Origin of the sequence: Geodermatophilus bullaregiensis, from assembly GCF_016907675.1 — a bacterium.
Classification (GTDB): domain Bacteria; phylum Actinomycetota; class Actinomycetes; order Mycobacteriales; family Geodermatophilaceae; genus Geodermatophilus; species Geodermatophilus bullaregiensis.
Genome location: NZ_JAFBCJ010000001.1, coordinates 5,181,651 through 5,200,084, shown reverse-complemented (window position 1 = coordinate 5,200,084; position 18,434 = coordinate 5,181,651). Strand labels below are relative to the sequence as shown.

Below are 18,434 nucleotides of genomic sequence, written 5' to 3'. Positions count from 1 at the left end.
GAGGGCCCCTGGCGGTGATCCACATCGGCCGGCACTCCTACTTCGCGGACCAGTGGCAGCTGATCGCCGATGCCAGCCGCTACCTCCTCGACCAGCACCGCGATCTGGTGACGTCCCGGCAGGGGCTGGCACGGATCAACGGGCGGCTGGCGCTGGCCGAGGCGGCCCTGGGGCACCGGGAGGCGGCCCGGAGGTACGCGGTTCGCAGCCTTCGCCTCCAGTGGCGACAGCACCGCGCTTACACGGCGATCGTCATGTCCCTCGGGCTGCTGACACCGAACGGCGCACGCCGGCTCGCCGACCTGCTCAAGTCGGTGCCCTGGTGGTGGTCGAACAGCGCAGCACCGCTGCTCCGACGGGTGTCCGCAGCCGGACGGCGGTGAGGACCAGGCTGCCGGATCCGAGCGTCGACATCTGCTGCGGCGCACCGCCTGACCGGCGGGTCGGACGCTGCGGCCTCCGTTCCGGACTCCCGGCTGGCATCCTCCATGGGTCGCCAACGGACGGGAGACCCACATGACCAGCGGCTTCAACCTCCCGAAGCCGGAGTTCGACATCGAGGCGACCGTCGAGCGTGCGATGGCGCTGATCAACCGGACTCTGCAACCCTCCCTCGAGGAGGCCCAGAAGGTCGTCGACAAGGTCCGTGCGGGCAAGCCCCTGGTCGCGCCGGGAGACCTGGTCGGCCAGGTGACGCGCGGGAACCGGATCAGGGCGGCGCGCGCGGTCTCCTACTCCCTGCCGTCGATCCTGCCGGGTTACGGGACGGCGATCTCGGCTGCCGCGCTCCCGGTCGCGCTGCGGGAGGTGCTGAAGGAGGCGGTGAGTGCGGCGATCAAGGTCGGACTGCTCCACGACCGAGACCTCACCGACCCCGAGCTCACCCGCACCGCCGTCCTGCTGGTCCTCACGGAGGGAGCGGTCAAGCTCGACAGGACCGGGAGGATCCGTCCCGACGCCATCCTGGGACCCCACGCGTCGCTGCTGGGAGAGGCCGCTGCCTACGACGCCCTGGCGGCCCTGACGGCAGAGGAGCGCCAGGAGATCGCTGCCTCGGAGTCGGAGATCCTCCGGGCATGGGCGCTGGCGGTCGGACCGCCTCTGCTGGCCGGGCTGCTGCCCTTCGGCGTCGGGCCCATGGCCGCCGCGAACTACATGCAGTACGTCCTGAAGGGCACGATCACGGCCGCCACGAGGGTCTTCGGGCCCGCTGCACCCGTGGCGGTGACCGTCGAGGCGATCCCCGATCGTGAGGTCCAGCAGGACGGTCACGAGTCCTGAGCCGGCCCGTCCGCCTCCCTCGGCGGACCGGGCGGGCACCGCCCGGGCGTCCCGTCCGGCGACGCCTGCCCGGCAGCACCGTCAGTCGCCGACCAGGACGCCGTCGGGCGTCCGGTAGACGCCGACCGAGTCGGGGACGTCGCCCTCGCAGACCGGGATGCCGTCCACGCCCATGTCGCAGCTGAAGGGCGGGTAGTCGACCTCGTCGTCCGCGGGCGTCTGACTCGCCGGGTCGACCCGGAACGCCACCAGGACCTCCCCGTCCGGGGCGACGTAGGAGATCAGCACCTCGCCCTCCGGGACGTCGAAGGCGATCCCGTCCTCCGCCGGACGACCGATCGCGCCGTCCCCGGGGTCGACGGTGGGACCCTCCGCGGGCTGCGCCCGGAAGCGCAGCGGGTCCACGGTGACGGCGCCGTCGGCGGCGGTGACGGCGACGTCGGCGACGAGCTGGGAACTGTCCGCCCGCTCGGTGCGGCGGGCCCCGTCCAGGGTGATGGTGGCCGCCCTCCCCAGCTGGTCGGTGAACGCAACGGTGTCCCCCACGTCCGCGACGGGCGCCGGCGTGCTGGTGCCGGCGGCGACCCCGCCCGGCGCGGCGTCATCGCCTCCAGGACCGCAACCGGCGAGCACGGTGAGGCAGGCAGCGAGCACAACGGTGCGGCGCATGGCGGTCCCCCGAACGGCTGTCCTCCCACGCTAGCGCCGGACCGGGCTCCGGTGGCGGCTCCCGGCGCGGCAGTCCCTCCAGGGCCGACCCCAGGAGTGTCGACCACGGCCGTGCCGGGGAGCTCGGCGAGCCGCTCACGACGAGAGGTAGCGGATCACCGCCAGCACCCGGCGATGGTCGTCGTCGCTGCACTCCAGGCCGAGCTCGTCGTAGATGTGGGACGTGTGTTGCACGACCGCCCGCTCGGTGATCGACAGGGTCCGGGCGATCGAGGCGTTCGTCCGGCCCTCGGACATGAGGGCCAGCACCTGCTGCTGGCGGGGGGTCAGCCGGTCGAGCGCGTCGTGCTGCCCCCTGGCGCGGGCGACCATGAGGCTCACGACCTCGGGGTCGAGGACGGTGCCGCCGGCCGCGATGCGGCGGAGATCGTCCGTGAACGTGTCGATGTCGGCGATCCGCTGCTTGAGGAGGTACCCGACGCCCGACGAGCGATCGCCGAGCAGTTCGACGGCGTAGGCGCGCTGGAGGTGCTGCGACAGCACGAGGACGGCGATCCCGGGATGCTCACGGCGGATCTCCATCGCCGCCCGCAGGCCCGCGTCCTTGTGGTCGGGCGGCATCCGGATGTCGGTGACGACGACGTCGGGAACGTGTTCTCCCGCGCTGCGGACCAGGTCGTCTGCATCACCGACCGCAGCGACGACGTCGAACCCGGCCGCCTGCATCACGTGCGTGAGCCCGGTTCGCAACAGCGCCTCGTCTTCGCCGATCAGGACCCGCACGGCAGCTCCACCAGCAGGTGTGTGCCTCCGCCGGCCGGGCTCTGGATGGTGAACCGGCCACCGAGGGCGTCGACACGATCGGCGAGGCCGTGCAGCCCCACACCCCCGTCCTGGGTCGCACCGCCGACGCCGTCGTCGGTCACGCCGATGACGAGCCGGGTCGGCGCGTGCTCGAGCGTCACGGTCAACGTGTCGGCCGCGGCGTGCTTGACCGCGTTGGCCAGTGCCTCCGCGACCACGAAGTAGGCCGTCCTCTCGACCGTCGCCGGCAGGCGCCCGTCGACCTCGACCACCACCAGGCGAGTGGGCAGCGGCATGCGGTCGACCAGGTCCTCGATCGCCGCGGTCAGGCCCCGCTCGACGAGGGCGGCCGGCATCAGGGCGTGGACGATCCCCCGGAGGTGCCGGGCGGCACCGTCGATGCCGACACGCAGGCGCGTCGCCGCGTCGGGGAGATCGGCCGACCCGTCGAGGCGAGCCAGTCGTTGTGCTTCCAACGCCAGCAGGACGAGCTCCACCTGCAGGCCGTCGTGCAGGTCCTGGGCGATGCGCTGCCGCGCGCGGTCGCCTGCCTCGACGAGGCGGGCGCGCGACTGCTGCAGATCGGCGTGGCTGGCCCGCAACTCGGCCGTCAACCGGTCGTGGTCGATGGCGAGGGCGGCCACCCGACCCGCCCCGCGGACCAGCTCGGCGTCGTCGACGACCGTCGCGTCGTAGACGATGGCGCCGATCCGTCTCGACCCGAGCTCGATGTCGACCACGTGGCGGTGCTCGCCCAGCGCCGACGTGTCGAACGAGGCGCCGTCGCCGTCCACGAGGGCGCGCCCGTCCCGCGACGCGTAGACGACCTGCAGCGACGCGTCCCCGAGGGTGCGCCCGAGGGCACCGGCGAGCAGCTCCGGGGTGGCGGCGGACGACGCCAGCCAGGCACTGAGCTCCTGGATCTCGGCCGTCCTCGCGAACCCGCCGCGCAGCATCGCCGCCGCGAAGGCGACGGGCACCCCGGCCAGCAGGACGACCTGGAGCCCGACCACCTGCGCGACCGAGAGACCGGCGGACGGACCCAGGAGAGGACCGAGCGGCGTCGCCAGGACAGCCAGGATCCCGTAGGCGTACAGCGGCAGCAGGACCCCACGTTGGCCGGGCGTCGCGGTACGCAGCCGGTCGACGAGCACACCCGCGGTCATCAGCATGACGACCATCCCCGCGCCTCGCTGGAGCCAGGTGCCGGCGTGGAGGAGGTCCACCCGATGACCGACGGAGAGCATGCCGCCCGGGCTGGCAGCCGGATCGAAGAGGTAACCCGGGACCTGCAGGACGAGCGACACCACGAAGCCCCCCACCACCGTGAGGCGGGAGGTGCGCGAGCGGAGGCGGCCGGACGGGAAGGCGTGCAGCAGCCACACCACCACGGCGAGCGGGGTGGTGGCGAGCACGACACCGACCGCCACCAGGCTGGGCGTCCCGGTGTTCGCCAGAGCGACCACGAACCACGACAGCGCCCCGATGACCATGATCGGGCCGGTCCGGTTGCTCGGCCGGCGCCGCCACGCCTCCAGACCTGCGGCCAGGTGGACGACCCCCCCCGGCCGGGAACAGCGCGAGCAGCCACCACGGAGCGACGCGCTGGTCGGCGAACAGGGCGATCTCGACGCCGGCGACGAGGGCACCGAACGCGCCGATCAGCGCGAGGCTCACCATCAGCGCCCGCGCCAGCGACGACCGCACACCGACCCGATGCGCCATCGGTGCAGCATGGCACCGGCGACGCGCGCTCGGTGCGGCACCGCACCGGCAACGACTCCCCCGAGACCCTGTACCCAGGTCCAGGTGGGCGGGCCACCCCGGTCCATTGCCCGGCGGTCACGACGTCGCCATGGTCGCCTGCGTGGACCGCCGAGCGACTGCCCTCGCGTTGCTCGTGTCGACCGTCGTGCCCATCCCGTCCACCTCGTCGACCGGGTCGTCCGCCTCGCCGGGCGAGGGACCCCGACGAGCCCCGGACCGGCTACCCATCGGAAGGTCGACCATGACAACTGCAGAGCGCTCGTGCGGGTCACGTCGTCACCGGCCACCCGGTTCGCTGGCCGCCTCGATCGCGACGACGGCGGTCGCCTTGCTGGTCGTGGCGCCCGCCCCGGCCAACGCGTCGCCGGGTGGCGCGCCGGCGCCGTCGGGGGGTCCGGCGTACGCCACAGCGGTCCAGCCCGAACTCGGTCAGCTCATGAGGGACATGGCGGTCACCGGTGCCGTCGTCCTGGTGCGGTCCCCCGAACTCGGCGACTGGGCCACCACGATGGGCACCCGGACCTGGCACGGCACCGAGCCGGTCACGCTCGCCGACCACGTCCGGGTCGGCAGCAACACCAAGACCTGGACCGCCACGGTGGTCCTGCAGCTGGTCGACGAGGGCCGGATCGGCCTGGAGGACCCGGTGTCGCGGTACCGCCCGGACGTGCCCAACGGGGACGACATCACCATCGCCCAGCTGCTGGACATGAGCAGCGGGCTGGCCAACTACACCGAGGACCTGGGACTGAACGAGCAGATGGACAGCAACCCCGGCCGGGTGTGGGACCCGGAGGAACTGCTCGCCATCGGCCTCGCCGAGCCGCCCGCCTTCCCCCCGGGCGAGGGGTTCCTGTACTCCAACACCAACTACGTGCTGCTGGGCCTGATCATCGAGCAGCTCACCGGGGTCCCGGTGGAGCAGGCCTTCCAGGACCGCATCTTCGACCCGCTGGGACTGGGCGAGACCTCCTTCCCGGCGGTGACCGACGCGTCGATCCCCGAGCCGCACCCGCAGATGTACACCTTCGGCACGAACGTGGAGACCATCGACAGCCTGGTGCTCCCACCGGAGGTCCAGGCCGCGGCCAGCGCCGGCACCCTGGAGCCGATGGACGTCACCGACGCCAACCCCTCCTGGGGGTGGACCGCGGGCGCCGGGATCTCCACCGCGGAGGACCTCGCCGACTACGTGGAGGCACTGGTCGACGGGTGCCTGCTCAGCCCGCAGCTGCAGGAGGAGCGGATCGCCAGCGTCCAGCCGGTGGACCCGGACGACCCGGCCAGCCCCGGCTACGGGTTCGGCCTGGCCCAGTTCGGGCCGGTGTACGGGCACACCGGCGAGCTGCCCGGGACCAACTCGTTCATGGGACACGACCCGGTGCGGGACATCACCGTCGTCACCTGGACCTCCACCGCCCCCGCGCCCAACGGCGACGGCCCGGCCGTCGAGCTCGCCAGGGCGGTGATCGACGAGCTCTACGCCGACTGATCGGCGCCCCCGGCGGGCCGGGTCGCTACGACGGACCCCGGCCGGGGGACACCACACTGCCACCTCCACGGGAGGAGCTGATCCGCGTGCGCCCATGGATGCGCCCCGCTGCCCTCGCACTCGCCCTGCTCGCCGGGGCCGGGACGAGCGGCTCCACGGCCACCCCCGACATCCCGGCCGGGTCCGCCTCTCCCCCGGCCGCGACCCTCGACCCGGACCTCGCCGCACAGCTCGACGAACTGGCCCGGGCCGCGCTGACCGACGGCGTCACCGGGGCGGTGGTCGGCATCTCCGACCCGGTCCGGGGGAGCCACCTGCAGGCCTACGGGACCGCGGACACGACGGGGACCCCGATGACCACCGACGTGCACTACCGCATCGCCAGCGTGACCAAGACCTTCACCGCCCAGGCGGTGCTGCGCCTCGCCGACCAGGGGAGGCTGTCCCTCGACGACCCCCTGGAGGAGTACGTCCCCGACATCCCCCACGGGGAGGAGATCACCGTCCGGCACCTCCTGGGCATGCGCGGCGGCGTGTACGACTTCGTCGCAGACGAGGAGTTCATGGCGCGGTACGCCGCCGATCCGCTCCTGCCGGGGTGGTCCCCCTACGACGTGCTCGAGATCATCCGCGCGCACGCCGACGAGGCCACGCCGCCCGGCCAGGCGACCGTGTACTCCAACTCGGAGTACGTGCTGCTCGGGCTGGTCATCGAGCGGGTCACCGGCCGCTCGGCACAGCAGTACACCACCACGGTGATCGAGGACCTCGGCCTTCCGGAGACGTCGTACCCCACGACCGCGGCCCTGCCGGAGCCGTTCACCCGCGGCTACGTGAACACCGACAGTGAGCTGGCACCGGCGGACCCGGGGGCGGATGAGCCCCGGGACGTCACGCTCAGCAACCCCGTCGTCCCGTTCACCGCCGGTGCGGTCGTCTCCACCGTGCCGGACATGGTCCGCTACGCCGAGCAGCTGGCGACCGGGGTGGGCCTCGCCCCGGAGACCGCCCGGCTGCGCCAGGACTGGACGCCGCTCACCTCGACCGGCCTCCGGGTGCAGTACGGCCTCGGCGTTCTCCAGCTCGGGAACTGGGTCGGCCACAACGGCTCGGTCTTCGGCTACAGCGACATGGTCTCCCACCTGCCGGAGGAGGAGGCGAGCGTGGTGGTCATGGTCAACGCGGCCGACGGCGAGGCCGTCCCCGCGACCGACCTGTGGTTCGAGATCGTCACGCTGCTGTACCCCGACAGCCTGCCGACCTGGTGACCGTCAGGGCACCGCGGTCCACCCCGACCACGCGGCACCGGACCGATGTCAGCTCTGCCGGCACGCAGTGCACTACTGCGAGGCTCTCGGTATACCGCCCAGCACCGTGGGTCCACCGTTCGACCAGTTCCTGGCAGCCGCCGAGGCAGTCGCCCGGGCACGTCCCGAGGTGGATCCCACGATGGCTCGTGAGGTGTTCCTCGAGGCGGCGACCCTGCTCCACGACGGCCTCGCGCTCGACGGTCTGGACGACCACGACGCTGGCGCCGTGGTCGCCGGTCTGTGCGTCGATCTCGTCGCTGCCGATGCCGGCGCCGCGGTGCGCGCGCGTGCCCGAGCGACGTCGGAGACTCCTGGAGACCTGCACGACCCGGAGGGCGCAGCCGCCGCCTACCTGATCGCTGCCGGGATCCTGCAGCTCTGACCTGCGCCGGCGCGGACAGCGCGTCCGCATCGACCGGGCGCTGCCGCCTCGGTGATCACCCGCACCGTCGCCGGTCCCGCTCGCGGACCACCCCCACGGCCGGATGGTCCGCGCCACGCAGCGGTTCTCCCACTCCAGGTTCCCACGCACGCGGGGGCTTGCGGCAATCCCCTGGTCGTGCAGCAGAGTGCCCGACCTGAGCACTGATCGAGGAGACACTGCTGTGGATGCCGACGTGATCGTCGTCGGTGGTGGTCCCACCGGCGTGATGCTGGCCAGCGAGGTGCGGTTGCACGGCGTGCGCGTGCTCGTGCTGGAGAAGGACGCGGAGCCGACGCAGGTCGTCCGAGCTCTGGGTCTGCACGCACGCAGCATCGAGGTGCTGGACCAGCGAGGCCTGCTGGACCGGTTCCTCCCGCTCGGCACGCAGTACCCGCTCGGTGGCTTCGCCGGGATCGACAAGCCGGCACCGGACCGGTTGGACACCGCTCATCCGTACGTCCTCGGCATCCCGCAGCCCACGACGGAGCGCCTGCTCGTCGAGCGCGCCACCGAGCTGGGCGTCGAGATCCGGCGCGGCTGTGAACTGGTCGGGCTGGGCCAGGACGACCACGGCGTGACCGTCGAGCTGGCCGACGGCACGCAGTTGCGCTCGCGTCACCTCGTCGGCTGCGACGGCGGCCGCAGCACGGTGCGCAGACTCCTCGGCGTCGGCTTCCCCGGCGAGCCGGCCACGCGCGAGTGGCTGTCGGGCGAGGTGGAGGTCACCGCGCCGCCCGAGGAGGTGGCTGCCGTGGTCACCGAGGTCCGCAGGACCCAGAAGGGGTTCGGTGTCGGCCCCTCCGGCGAGGGGCGGTACCGCGTCGTCGTGCCCGCCGAGAGGGTGACCGAGGACCGCTCGGTCCTGCCGACCCTCGAGGAGGTCAGGCAGCGGTTGCAGGTGGTCGCGGGCACCGACTTCGGCGTGCACTCGCCGCGCTGGCTGACCCGCTTCGGCGACGCCACCCGGCTGGCCGAGCGGTACCGCAGCGGCCGGGTGTTCCTGGCCGGCGACGCCGCACACGTGCACCCGCCGACCGGCGGCCAGGGCCTGAACCTCGGGCTGCAGGACGCGTTCAACCTGGGCTGGAAGCTGGCCGCCGAGGTCAACGGCTGGGCCCCGGCGGGGCTCCTGGACAGCTACCACACCGAACGGCACCCGGTGGGCGCCGACGTGCTGGCCACCACCCGGGCGGTGGCCGAGCTCCTGTCCACCGAGCCGGGGCCCCGGGCGGTGCGCCGGCTGGTCTCGGACCTCATGGACCTCGACGAGGTCCACCGCTTCCTGATCGAGAAGACCACCGCGATCGGGGTCCGGTACGACCTCGGCGAGGGACACCGGCTCGTCGGCCGGCGTCTGCGCGACGTGGGGTTGACGCGCGGGCGCCTCTACGCGCTGGTGCACGAGGGGCGCGGGCTCCTGCTGGACCAGACCGGCCGGCTCTCGGTGGCCGGCTGGGCCGACCGCGTGGACCACGTGGTCGACGCCAGCGAGGAGCTCGACGTGCCCGCGGCGCTGCTGCGGCCGGACGGTCACGTGGCGTGGGTCGGTGAGGACCAGCACGACCTGCTCGGCCACCTGCCGACGTGGTTCGGCGCTGCCGCCCGGTGAGCAGCACAGCGCGCTCCCCCGGCGCCGGGACGATGGACGCACCGGACGTCCCCGCCCGCCCGCCCCCACCGTCTGCCAGCCCCGACTCCACCGGAGGCCGCACGTGACCGACCCCCAGGGGTGGCTGAGCGCCGCCACCGTCGACGACGCCGTGTCCGCGCTGCGGCCGGACTACCGGGCGGTGCTGGTCACCGCCGACGGCCTGCGGGGCGGACCCGGCGACGACGTCAGCGAGCGGGTCCTCGCCGCAGCCGAGGCCACCGCGCGGTCGCGGCTGGGCGGGCGGCGGCCCGAGGAGCTGCCGGAGCTGGCCGCCTGGCGGGACGCGTACCGGGCCTTCGGCGCCAAGCCACAGCGCACGCGACCCAGCGCCGAGGCGCTCCTGCGCCGCCTCGACCCGGACGGGCTGCCGCGCATCGACCGCATCACCGACGTCTACAACGCGGTCTCCGTCGCCCACCTGCTGCCGCTCGGCGGCGAGGACCGCGCCGCCTACACCGGCCCCCCGCGACTGGTCCGCGCCGACGGCAGCGAGCCCTTCGACACCACCGCCGGCGGCGAGCCCGTCGTGGAGCACCCCGAGCCCGGCGAGGTCGTGTGGCGCGACGACACCGGCGTCACCTGCCGCCGCTGGAACTGGCGGCAGTGCACGCGCACCCGCATCACCACCGCCACCACCAGCGCCCTGTTCGTCCTCGACGGCCTCGACCCGCTGACCGACGACGAGCTCCTCGCCGCGGCCGACGCCCTCACCGAGGGGCTGCTCGCGCTCGGCCCCGACGCCGTGGTCCACCGGCGGCTCGTCGGCCCCGCCCGGAGCACAGGGGGGACGGACCGCTCCTGACCTGCTCGGGACACCGTCGACGACGGGAGGACGAGCCGCACGATCGGACCCGTACGACCGGCGCGCGGCGTCCCGGCCACGTCCACCACGGCGGGGCACCACGCCCGCAGGAGCGGTTCGAGACGGGACGGTCGTGACCGCGGCGTGTGCGCAGGACTCCTGCTCACCGGAAGAGGTCCCAGAAGCTGCCCGACGTGTCCCACGGCCGGCCGCCCTCGTTCCCCGGCTCGGGCAGGGCGTGCCGGACCAGGAACAGGCCGGCCACGAACGGCAGGATCCCGACGCCGAAGCCGATCCCGCCGAGGAGCGCGCGTCCGGGGTCGACGACGGCCAGCACCATGCCGCCGATCGACACCGACGCCCCCACGAGGATCCACACGACGCCCCACACCGTCCGCACCCGCACGCCACTCCTCCCGCCGCAGCGCTGGACTGTCACACACCGCGACGCCGATCGGGCGGTGGGGCGCCGCGCCGGTCACCGTCGCCGCGCCGGGTACCGGGGAGCCGGAACGGCCGGGGGTGCAGGGGGCCGGCGCTCCGGCCGGCCCCGGCGGGTCGATCCCGCGGGTCACGAGGAGCTCGACGACAGGACGCGGGGAGCCGACGGGTCGCTCGCGGGCCGCCGGCGGCGTGCCTGCAGCCGCCGCAGCCCCCAGAGGACGGCGGCGTCGCAGACCAGCAGCCCGACCAACCCGGGCACGGTCATCGCCCATCCGGTGCCGTCGCCCACGAGGACACCCCACAGCAGCTTCCCGCCGGCCATGAGGTTGAGGAGCACCACACCCCAGAGCACCGACCGCCGCCAGAAGGCCAGGCAGTAGGCGCCGAGGGCGAGCGGGGCGAGCAGCGCCTGACCGATCTTCTGCAGGTCCCAGGCCCCGGTGATCCACTCCCGCTCGAAGTCGAGGAACTCCAGGATCCGCGGATCGGGCTGCGCGGGCGCCGGGAACCAGAACATGCTGGTGGCGAGGGCGACGAGGGTGCCGGCGATGCCCCAGCCGCTGCGCCGGTGGGCGAACCAGGCCAGCGGGATTAGGAAGAGGGGCCGGATGTACCAGCTGAGCACGTTGGCGTGGCGGTCGAAGGCCCAGTCGCCGAAGTCGGCGAGCAGCTGCGCGATGTCCATGACGGTCTCCTAGCGGTGGCTCGGTGCGGGTACGGGGGGATCGGTCCGCGGTGCAGCGGGGGCGGGGCCGGCGGGCGTCCGGGAGGCCAGGACCACCAGCGCGACGGCGGTCAGGCTCACCGCGGCGAGCGACACCGACTGCAGGACCTGGTCGGTCGTGGAGGGCAGCACCGACACGTGCGCCTGGTGGTAGAGCTGGTGCGGCAGGTTCATCACGACCACGGCCAGGCCGACGGCGCGGGCGACCCAGACCACTCCGGTGAGCAGCGCGACGAGCGCGACCGTCCCGACGGCGAGGTTGCCCAGGCCGACGTCGCGGAGCAGGTGCTCGTTGTAGGGACCATCCGGGCTGACCCAGTGGTGTCCCATCCCGGGGAAGTCGGCGTAGAAGGAAGCCGGGAAGACGGCCTGCCAGAGGCCGACCACCAGCCCGAAGAGGGCGAACCACCCCAGCAGCAGCTTGACGGTGAGACGCATGCGGGCCTCCGGTGGAGGAAGGGATCCGGTCGGGGCACGGGAGCCGGTGTGCCACCGACGTCCCGGGGGGACCGTCGGGTCCGGCACTTGACGCATCGTGGGCATCCGCTTGACGGGGCCCGCAGCGCCGCGACGGCGAGGAGCCGGGACACGGCCGCCGCGGGGCAGGATGGCCCGACGGCGAGGTCGGCGGGCGCCGGGGAGGCGGGTGGGCGGTGCAGTTCGACATCCTCGGACCGCTGCAGGTCCTCGACGCGGGACGGCCGCTGGTCCTCGGGCGGCCCAAGCAGCGCGCCGTTCTCGCGATCCTGCTGCTCGACGCCGGCACCGTGGTCTCGCTCGACCGGTTGGTCGAGGAGCTGTGGGGCCCGCACTCGCCGCCGCAGGCCCTCGCCTCGGTGCAGGCGTACGTCTCCCACCTGCGTCGGCTGCTGGAGCCCCGGCGTGCGCCCGGCGCCCCCGCGACGGTGATCGTGAACCAGGCGCCGGGCTACCGGCTCGTGGTGGGTCCCGACGACCTCGACGCCACGCGCTTCGAGACCCTCGCGCGGGAGGGCCACGACCTCCTGCAGCAGGGGGAGGCACCCCGCGCCGCGGAGACACTGGAGGCGGCCCTCGGGCTGTGGCGCGGGCCCGTCCTGGCCGACCTCGCCGATGCGTCGTTCGTGCAGGCCGAGCGGGCCCGGCTGGAGGACCTCCGGCTGACCGCGCTGGAGGACCGGCTGAGCGCCGACCTCGGCACCGGCCGACACGCCCGGATCGTCGCGGAGCTCGAACGGCTGACGGGCGAGCACCCGTTCCGGGAGCGCCTCCAGGGTCTGCGCATGACCGCCCTGTACCGCTGCGGACGGCAGGCCGAGGCACTGCAGAGCTATCAGCGGTTCCGCGGGCAGTTGCGCGAGGAGCTCGGCCTGGACCCCGGCCAGGCGCTCCGCGACCTCGAACAGGACGTCCTCCGCCAGGCCCCGCACCTGGACTGGACGGCGGCCACCGCCGACCACCGCCGCGCGCCCGGGCCGGCTCCCGCGGTGGCACCGGTCACGTCCCGGTCCGACGTCGAGGCCGCGGACGTCGAGGCCGCGGACGTCGTGGCCCCGGCCGCGCCCGGCGGCCTCGTCGGGCGCGACGCACACCTGCGGGTGATCGACGAGGCGCTGGCCGCGACGGCGACCGGCCGGGGACGGGTGGTCCTGGTGGCGGGCGAGCCCGGGATCGGCAAGACGGAGCTGGCCGAGGAAGCAGCGCGACGCGCCCGCGCATCCGGGGTCGCCGTGGGCTGGGGTCGCAGCGACCAGGACGCCGGGGCCCCGCCGTTCTGGCCCTGGACGCAGGTGCTCCGGACCCTGTTGGGCGGCGGACCGGCCGGAACGCCCGGCGCCGGGCTGGGCGTCCACGCCGTCGAGCTGGCACCCATCCTGCCGGAACTGGCCGACGGTGGCCCCCGGCCGCCCGCACCGGTGGTCGACCCGGAGGCGGCCCGCTTCCGGCTCTGCCAGGCAGCCACCGCTGCGCTGCGGGAGCTCGCCTCCGGCCGACGCCTGCTGGTGGTCCTCGACGACCTGCAGTGGGCCGACGTCGCCTCCCACCGGCTGCTGAGCCACCTCGCCACGACGCTGGCCGACACCCCTGTCGTGGTGCTGGCGACGTACCGCGACCGGGACCTCGACGGCCGGGAGCCGCTCGCCGACACGCTCGCCGAGCTGGCACGGGCGGTGCCGGTGGACCGGCTGGAGCTGACCGGCCTGGAGGTCGCCGACGTGGCCCAGGTGATGGCGTCCCACACCGGCACGGACCCCGACGAGGAGCTGGCCCGGCTGATCGGGGACCGCACCGGCGGCAATCCGTTCTTCGTCCTCGAGGTGCTCCGCCTGCTCGGCACCAACGGCTGGCCGGGGCGGACGACGAGCGAGGCGGCGGCGCTCGTCGCCCGGCAGGTCCCCGCCGGCGTGCGCGACGTGCTCCGCCGGCGTCTCGGCCGGCTCCCCGACCAGACCCGCACCGTGCTGCTCGTCGCGGCGGTCATCGGTCACGAGTTCGACCTCGACGTCGTCCGTGCCGTGACCGGGATGGACGACGACGACGCGCTCGCCGCCGTCGAGCTGAACGTGTCGGCCGGGCTGGTCGTCGAGGACCCGGCGACGGTGGGCCGCTTCCGCTTCGCGCACGCGCTGATCCGCGAGGCCGTCTACGGCGAGATCAGCCGCGCACGCCGGGCCCGACTGCACGCCCGCGTGGGACAGGCACTGCTCGACCACCGCGACGACGACGCCGACCACGTGCTGCAGCTCGCCCAGCACTGGTGGCTGGCCGCCCCCGTGGTCGGCCCCGAACAGGCCGTTCCCCACGTCATCGCGGGGGCGGAACACTGCCTCGACACGCTGGCGCACGAGGAGGCCGAGCGACAACTGCGACGGAGCCTGGACCTGCTCGCCGCCGTGCCCCCGACCACCGGACGCGCCGCCTCGGAGCTGCACGTCCACCTGCGCCTCGGCACGCTGCTGGTCCAGCTGCACGACACGGCGAGCGAGGAGGCGTGGGCGAGCTTCGCCCGCGCCCGTGAACTGGCCGACCAGCTCGGCGACAGCTCGGCCCTGCTCGCCGCGTACCACAGCCTCTTCGAGGTGGCGTACGCCAGGGCCGACCACCGCGCCGCCGGGGCCCTGGCCGAGCGCATGCTCGGGATCGCCGCGGACACCGCCGATCCGGTCGCGTCCACCGTCGCCCACCTGGCCCTGGGCAGGACGCTGTGGGGTCAGGGTCGGCTCCGCGAGGCCCGCGAGCAGCTCGAGCAGGGACTGCGGGTGGCGGGCGGGGCGCCGACGGCCCGCGAGCCCCTCCCACCGGTGTTCATCCTGCAGCTGCAGCTCTCCGCCGTGCTCGACCCCCTCGGCGAGCTGGAGCCCGCCGCGGATCTCGTCGCGGCGGCCGTCGAGGGGTCCCGCGAGCAGCACCCGTTCGCGCGGGCCGCCGTCCTGACCGGAGCTGCCCTGCTGGCCGCCCTGCGCCGCGACAGCTCGGCGGCGCGCACCTGGGCTGCCGAGGCCCAGGACCTGGCCGACAGGTGGAACTTCCCGGCGCCGAGCGGATACGCGGCCGTGGTCCTGGGCTGGGTGGAGGCCCTGGAAGGAGATCCCGGGGTCGCGATCCCCTCGCTGCGCCGCGAGCTCACCCAGATCGAGGCGGGCGGCGTCCAGCACCTCCTCGCCTGGGGGTTCGGGCTGCTGGCCGAGGCCCACCTCCGCGACCAGCAGCCGACCCAGGCGCTACGGCTGCTGGACGACGCGCTGTCCCGGGTCGCCCGCACGGGCGAGCGGCTCTACGAGTCCGAGCTGCACCGCCTCAGGGCGCTGGCTCTGCTCTCCCTGCCCGAACCGCGTGCCGAGGAGGCCCGCGGCGCGTTGCACCGGGCAGTCACCCTCGCCGCTGAGCAGGGCTCCGTCCTGCTGCAGCAGCGCGCCGCCGACACCTGCCGCGGAGCCGCGACGGATCGTCACAGCGGGAGCTGCGACCACCCCGACGCGCAGTCCTGACCCGGCTCGCGCGGGACGAAACCGACCCGGGCGAGCAGCACCGCGACCCGGCGGTCGCGGACGGGTGGGGCGGTGATCTCCTCCACGCCCGACGCGCGGAGCCGGTCCGCGACCTCGCCGACCAGCCGTCGTCCGAGCCGGCGATCGTGGTGGGCCGCCGACACGGCGAGACCGCACAGCCGGGCCGTCGTGGCGTCCACGCAGCGGACCACCGCCACCCCGGCGAGGCCGCCGGCCGTGGTCGCGGTCAGGTCGCACAGTCCGTACCAGACACAGCCCGCGTCGTGGTCGTCGAGCCCGCAGTCGGGCAGCAGCCGTGCGGCCTGTCGGCGCTCGGGGCCTGCGTCGAGCCGCCGGAAGACGATGCCGGCCGGTGAGCCGCGGGGGGTCCGGGGGGTCCGGGGGGTCCGGGGGGTCCGGGGGGTCCGGGGGGTCATCGTGCCTCCAGGGGCCGGGTGCCTCGGCGCGACGGTGCCCGCGGCGGTTTGACGCCGGCTTGACGCCGAGCACGGGTGAGGAGCCAACCGACCGTCAAGGCCCGGCCGCGACGCTCCCCTCCTCGACCGGTCCTGACGGAGGGATGTGCGATGACCAGCGTGCTCGTCACCGGCGGCACCGGACGCCTCGGGCGCCGGGTGGTCCGCGCCCTGGCGGCCCGGGGCCACACGGTGCGGATCCTGAGCCGGAACCCGGCCGCACCGCCGGCGCCGGGCGCCGACGTGGTCGTGGCGGACCTGGCCACCGGAGCCGGACTGCGCCGAGCCGTGACCGGCTGCTCCGGGATCGTCCACTGCGCCACGGATCCGCGGAGGTCCCGAGAGGTCGACGTGGGAGGAACCGAGCGGCTGCTGGCGGCCGCGCGCGACGCCGGCGGTCCGCACGTCGTCCACGTCTCCGTCGTCGGCGTCGACCGCATCCCGACGGAGTACTACCGGTCGAAGCTGGCCGTCGAGGCGGCGGTCGAGCGGTCCGGGCTGCCCTGGACCGTCCTGCGCACCACGCAGTTCCACGAGTTCGTCGCGGACCTGCTCGGTCGCCTGGCGAGGCTGCCCGTCGTACCCGTGCCACGCGGCTGGCGGGTCCAGCCGATCGACGTCGAGGAGGTCGCCCGCCGGCTGGCGGACGCCGTGGCGTCCGGGCCCGCCGGCCGGCTGCCGGACCTCGGCGGCCCGGAGGTGTTCCCGGTCGTGGAGCTCGTCCGCGACCGCCTCCGCAGGACCGGGCGCCGCCGGCCGGTGGTGGAGGTCCCCCTGCCCGGCGCGGTCTCCGCGGCGCTGCGAGCGGGCGCCGGACTGGTCCCCGGCAACCGCTCCGGCGGCTGCACCTGGCGGGAGTTCCTCGACGGCCGTTCCCCGTCCCCGCTCCTGGAGGGCTGACCACCATGAGCACCAGCACGGACGTCCTCGTCGTCGGCGCCGGCCCGACCGGACTCACGCTGGCCTGCGACCTGCGCCGCCGCGGCGTCGACTGCCGGGTCGTCGACCGGGCCACCGGCCACCACCACCGATCCCGGGGCAAGGGCCTGCAACCGCGCAGCCTCGAGGTCTTCGACGACCTGGGGATCGCCGGGGCCGCCCTGGCCGCCGGCCGCACCCACCACCACGTGCGCCTGTACTCGGGCGGACGGCTCGCCCTGGACCTGGACGTGCCCGCGCGCCCGCCGCAGCCCGGGGTCCCGTACCCGAACCTGGTCGTGCTGCCGCAGTGGCGCACGGAGCAGCTGCTGCGGACGCGGTTGTCGGAGCTCGACGGCGCCGTCGAGTCCGGGCGGGAGCTGGTCGCCCTCGACCAGGACGCCGACGGTGTCACCGCCACCGTGACCGACGGCTCCACCGGCGCGGTCGAGCTGGTCCGGGCCGCCTACGTCGTCGGCTGCGACGGCGGGAGCAGCCGGGTGCGGACGCTGGCCGGCATCCCCCTGCGCGGCGGGAGCCACGACGAGCACTTCGTCCTGGGTGACGTCCGGATCGAGGGCCTGCCGGCCGACGGCTCGTCGTTCGCCTGGTTCGACGACGACGGGTACCTCGCCGCCGACCCGCTCGACGGGAGCGGGACCTGGCAGGTGCAGGCCAGCGTGCGGCCCGACGCCTCCGGTGACCTGGAGACGGCGTCCCTGGAGCTGCTCCAGCGCCTGTTCGCCGAGCGCGGCTCCGGGCACGTGCGGTTGAGCGACGCGACCTGGCTGTCCGACTTCAGCCCCCGCGTCGCCATCGTCGACCGCTACCGCGCGGGACGGGTGCTGCTGGCCGGCGACGCCGCCCACGTGCACAGCCCGGCGGGCGGTCAGGGCATGAACACCGGCATCCAGGACGCCTACAACCTCGGCTGGAAGCTCGCCGCCGTCCTCCGTGGCCGTGCGGGTCACCCTCTCCTCGACACGTACCAGGAGGAGCGGATGCCGGTCGCCCGCGCAGTCCTCACGAGCAGCGACCTCGGCCACCACGCCCTCTTCTCCCCCCATCCGGTCATGACCTTCCTGCGCGACCGGGTCCTCGTGCCGGCCCTGCGGCTGCCGGCCGTCCTGGACCGGCTCCTCGACGGCGTGGCCGAGCTCGACGTGGGGTACCGGGACGGCTCGCTGGCCCGCGAGCTGGCCACCGTGGACCTCGCCGGCGACGGAGAGGGTGCCGGCCCGGTCGACCACGTCCGGTTCCGCTGCGGCCCGCACGCCGGCGACCGGGCCCCGGACGCCCAGGTGCGTCACGGCGCCGGCGGCGCGCCGACCCGGCTCTTCGACCTCTTCCGCGGCACGCACTCCACGCTCCTGCTGTTCGACGGCCCCGCCGCCACCGACGGCGGCTACCGGCGGTTGGTCACGACCGCACGACGGGTGCGCGCCGCGTTGGGCGACGACGTCCGCACCCACCTCGTGGTGCCCGCCGACCGCAGGCCCGACGGACTGGACGACGACGTCGAGGTGGTCCTCGACCCGGACCGCGACGCCCACCACCGCTACGCAGCCGCGGCCGAGTCGCTGTACCTGGTGCGACCCGACGGGTACGTCGCCTTCCGCGGGCAGCCCGCCACCGCCGGACCCCTGCTCGACCACCTCGGCTCCGTGTTCCGGCTGTGCGCACCCGCGTGACCGCCCCGGAGCC

General features: G+C 74.6%; 18 protein-coding genes. 10 read left to right on the top strand and 8 right to left on the bottom strand.

All coding sequences use genetic code 11. The annotated features are described in order from the left end of the window. Both JOD57_RS24900 and JOD57_RS24895 read left to right on the top strand, forming a co-directional pair. On the top strand, nt 1–383 hold a 383-nt coding region (locus JOD57_RS24900), incomplete at its 5' end, for a hypothetical protein (protein WP_204694482.1). Between the two features lie 133 nt (nt 384–516). Further along, nucleotides 517–1,281 carry a hypothetical protein gene (locus JOD57_RS24895; protein WP_204694481.1) on the top strand — a complete coding sequence of 255 codons (765 nt, stop codon included), beginning with the start codon at nt 517–519 and terminating at the stop codon, nt 1,279–1,281. A gap of 81 nt (nt 1,282–1,362) precedes the next feature. Here JOD57_RS24895 and JOD57_RS24890 read toward each other — a convergent pair whose 3' ends face one another. The 4 genes from JOD57_RS24890 to JOD57_RS26565 form a co-directional block, all read right to left on the bottom strand. Beyond that, nucleotides 1,363–1,827, bottom strand: coding sequence for a hypothetical protein (locus JOD57_RS24890; protein WP_204694480.1), 465 nt, complete (start codon nt 1,825–1,827; stop codon nt 1,363–1,365). Nucleotides 1,828–2,085: 258 nt separating this feature from the next. After that, nucleotides 2,086–2,733 (bottom strand): response regulator transcription factor, encoded by a 648-nt coding sequence (locus tag JOD57_RS24885; RefSeq protein WP_204694479.1) that lies wholly within the window; start codon nt 2,731–2,733, stop codon nt 2,086–2,088. Further along, complete coding sequence (locus JOD57_RS24880) at nt 2,721–4,247, bottom strand: sensor histidine kinase (RefSeq protein ID WP_204694478.1); 1,527 nt, start codon at nt 4,245–4,247, stop codon at nt 2,721–2,723. The genes JOD57_RS24885 and JOD57_RS24880 overlap by 13 nt, the downstream gene beginning before the upstream one ends. Before the next feature lie 550 nt (nt 4,248–4,797). Then, nucleotides 4,798–4,929 carry a hypothetical protein gene (locus JOD57_RS26565; RefSeq protein ID WP_275582121.1) on the bottom strand — a complete coding sequence of 44 codons (132 nt, stop codon included), beginning with the start codon at nt 4,927–4,929 and terminating at the stop codon, nt 4,798–4,800. Nucleotides 4,930–4,957: 28 nt separating this feature from the next. On the opposite strand from JOD57_RS26565, the gene JOD57_RS24875 reads away from it, so the two are divergent. The 5 genes from JOD57_RS24875 to JOD57_RS24855 all read left to right on the top strand — a co-directional run bounded on the left by JOD57_RS24875 (nt 4,958) and on the right by JOD57_RS24855 (nt 10,200). Beyond that, nucleotides 4,958–6,013, top strand: coding sequence for a serine hydrolase domain-containing protein (locus JOD57_RS24875; RefSeq protein ID WP_239568799.1), 1,056 nt, complete (start codon nt 4,958–4,960; stop codon nt 6,011–6,013). An 86-nt stretch (nt 6,014–6,099) separates the two neighbouring features. Further along, nucleotides 6,100–7,281: a serine hydrolase domain-containing protein gene (locus tag JOD57_RS24870; RefSeq protein ID WP_204694476.1), complete on the top strand. Its 1,182-nt coding sequence runs from the start codon at nt 6,100–6,102 to the stop codon at nt 7,279–7,281. 106 nt (nt 7,282–7,387) lie between these two features. Next, the gene (locus JOD57_RS24865; protein ID WP_204694475.1) at nt 7,388–7,705 is read left to right on the top strand and encodes a hypothetical protein; all 318 of its coding nucleotides are present in this window, start codon (nt 7,388–7,390) and stop codon (nt 7,703–7,705) included. A gap of 223 nt (nt 7,706–7,928) precedes the next feature. Continuing rightward, the gene (gene rox / locus JOD57_RS24860) at nt 7,929–9,356 is read left to right on the top strand and encodes a rifampin monooxygenase (protein ID WP_307824931.1); all 1,428 of its coding nucleotides are present in this window, start codon (nt 7,929–7,931) and stop codon (nt 9,354–9,356) included. A gap of 103 nt (nt 9,357–9,459) precedes the next feature. Beyond that, complete coding sequence (locus JOD57_RS24855; protein ID WP_307824930.1) at nt 9,460–10,200, top strand: B3/B4 domain-containing protein; 741 nt, start codon at nt 9,460–9,462, stop codon at nt 10,198–10,200. Nucleotides 10,201–10,363: 163 nt separating this feature from the next. Here the strand turns inward: JOD57_RS24855 and JOD57_RS24850 are convergent, their stop codons facing one another. The 3 genes from JOD57_RS24850 to JOD57_RS24840 all read right to left on the bottom strand — a co-directional run bounded on the left by JOD57_RS24850 (nt 10,364) and on the right by JOD57_RS24840 (nt 11,806). Then, nucleotides 10,364–10,606: a hypothetical protein gene (locus JOD57_RS24850; RefSeq protein WP_204694473.1), complete on the bottom strand. Its 243-nt coding sequence runs from the start codon at nt 10,604–10,606 to the stop codon at nt 10,364–10,366. Nucleotides 10,607–10,771: 165 nt separating this feature from the next. After that, nucleotides 10,772–11,329, bottom strand: a complete 558-nt coding sequence (locus JOD57_RS24845) for a hypothetical protein (RefSeq protein ID WP_204694472.1) — start codon at nt 11,327–11,329, stop codon at nt 10,772–10,774. Between the two features lie 9 nt (nt 11,330–11,338). Next, the gene (locus JOD57_RS24840; protein WP_204694471.1) at nt 11,339–11,806 is read right to left on the bottom strand and encodes a hypothetical protein; all 468 of its coding nucleotides are present in this window, start codon (nt 11,804–11,806) and stop codon (nt 11,339–11,341) included. A 215-nt stretch (nt 11,807–12,021) separates the two neighbouring features. On the opposite strand from JOD57_RS24840, the gene JOD57_RS24835 reads away from it, so the two are divergent. Then, nucleotides 12,022–15,336 (top strand): ATP-binding protein, encoded by a 3,315-nt coding sequence (locus JOD57_RS24835; protein WP_204694470.1) that lies wholly within the window; start codon nt 12,022–12,024, stop codon nt 15,334–15,336. On the opposite strand, the gene JOD57_RS24830 is transcribed toward JOD57_RS24835, so the two are convergent. Beyond that, the gene (locus JOD57_RS24830) at nt 15,297–15,773 is read right to left on the bottom strand and encodes a GNAT family N-acetyltransferase (protein ID WP_204694469.1); all 477 of its coding nucleotides are present in this window, start codon (nt 15,771–15,773) and stop codon (nt 15,297–15,299) included. The two genes, JOD57_RS24835 and JOD57_RS24830, sit on opposite strands and share 40 nt — an antisense overlap. 150 nt (nt 15,774–15,923) lie before the next feature. Between JOD57_RS24830 and JOD57_RS24825 the strand changes: the two genes are divergently transcribed. Further along, the gene (locus tag JOD57_RS24825; RefSeq protein ID WP_204694468.1) at nt 15,924–16,712 is read left to right on the top strand and encodes an SDR family oxidoreductase; all 789 of its coding nucleotides are present in this window, start codon (nt 15,924–15,926) and stop codon (nt 16,710–16,712) included. Between the two features lie 5 nt (nt 16,713–16,717). Then, nucleotides 16,718–18,421, top strand: a complete 1,704-nt coding sequence (locus tag JOD57_RS24820) for an FAD-dependent monooxygenase (RefSeq protein WP_204694467.1) — start codon at nt 16,718–16,720, stop codon at nt 18,419–18,421. Nucleotides 18,422–18,434: the final 13 nt, after the last annotated feature.

Coding starts and splice junctions, on each gene's coding strand:
- JOD57_RS24820 (WP_204694467.1), top strand. CDS start 16,718: ATGAGCACCAGCACGGACGTCCTCGTCGTCGGCGCCGGCCCGACCGGA.
- JOD57_RS24840 (WP_204694471.1), bottom strand. CDS start 11,806: ATGCGTCTCACCGTCAAGCTGCTGCTGGGGTGGTTCGCCCTCTTCGGG.
- JOD57_RS24830 (WP_204694469.1), bottom strand. CDS start 15,773: ATGACCCCCCGGACCCCCCGGACCCCCCGGACCCCCCGGACCCCCCGG.
- JOD57_RS24825 (WP_204694468.1), top strand. CDS start 15,924: ATGACCAGCGTGCTCGTCACCGGCGGCACCGGACGCCTCGGGCGCCGG.
- JOD57_RS24845 (WP_204694472.1), bottom strand. CDS start 11,329: ATGGACATCGCGCAGCTGCTCGCCGACTTCGGCGACTGGGCCTTCGAC.
- JOD57_RS24875 (WP_239568799.1), top strand. CDS start 4,958: ATGAGGGACATGGCGGTCACCGGTGCCGTCGTCCTGGTGCGGTCCCCC.
- JOD57_RS24880 (WP_204694478.1), bottom strand. CDS start 4,247: ATGGTCATCGGGGCGCTGTCGTGGTTCGTGGTCGCTCTGGCGAACACC.
- JOD57_RS24895 (WP_204694481.1), top strand. CDS start 517: ATGACCAGCGGCTTCAACCTCCCGAAGCCGGAGTTCGACATCGAGGCG.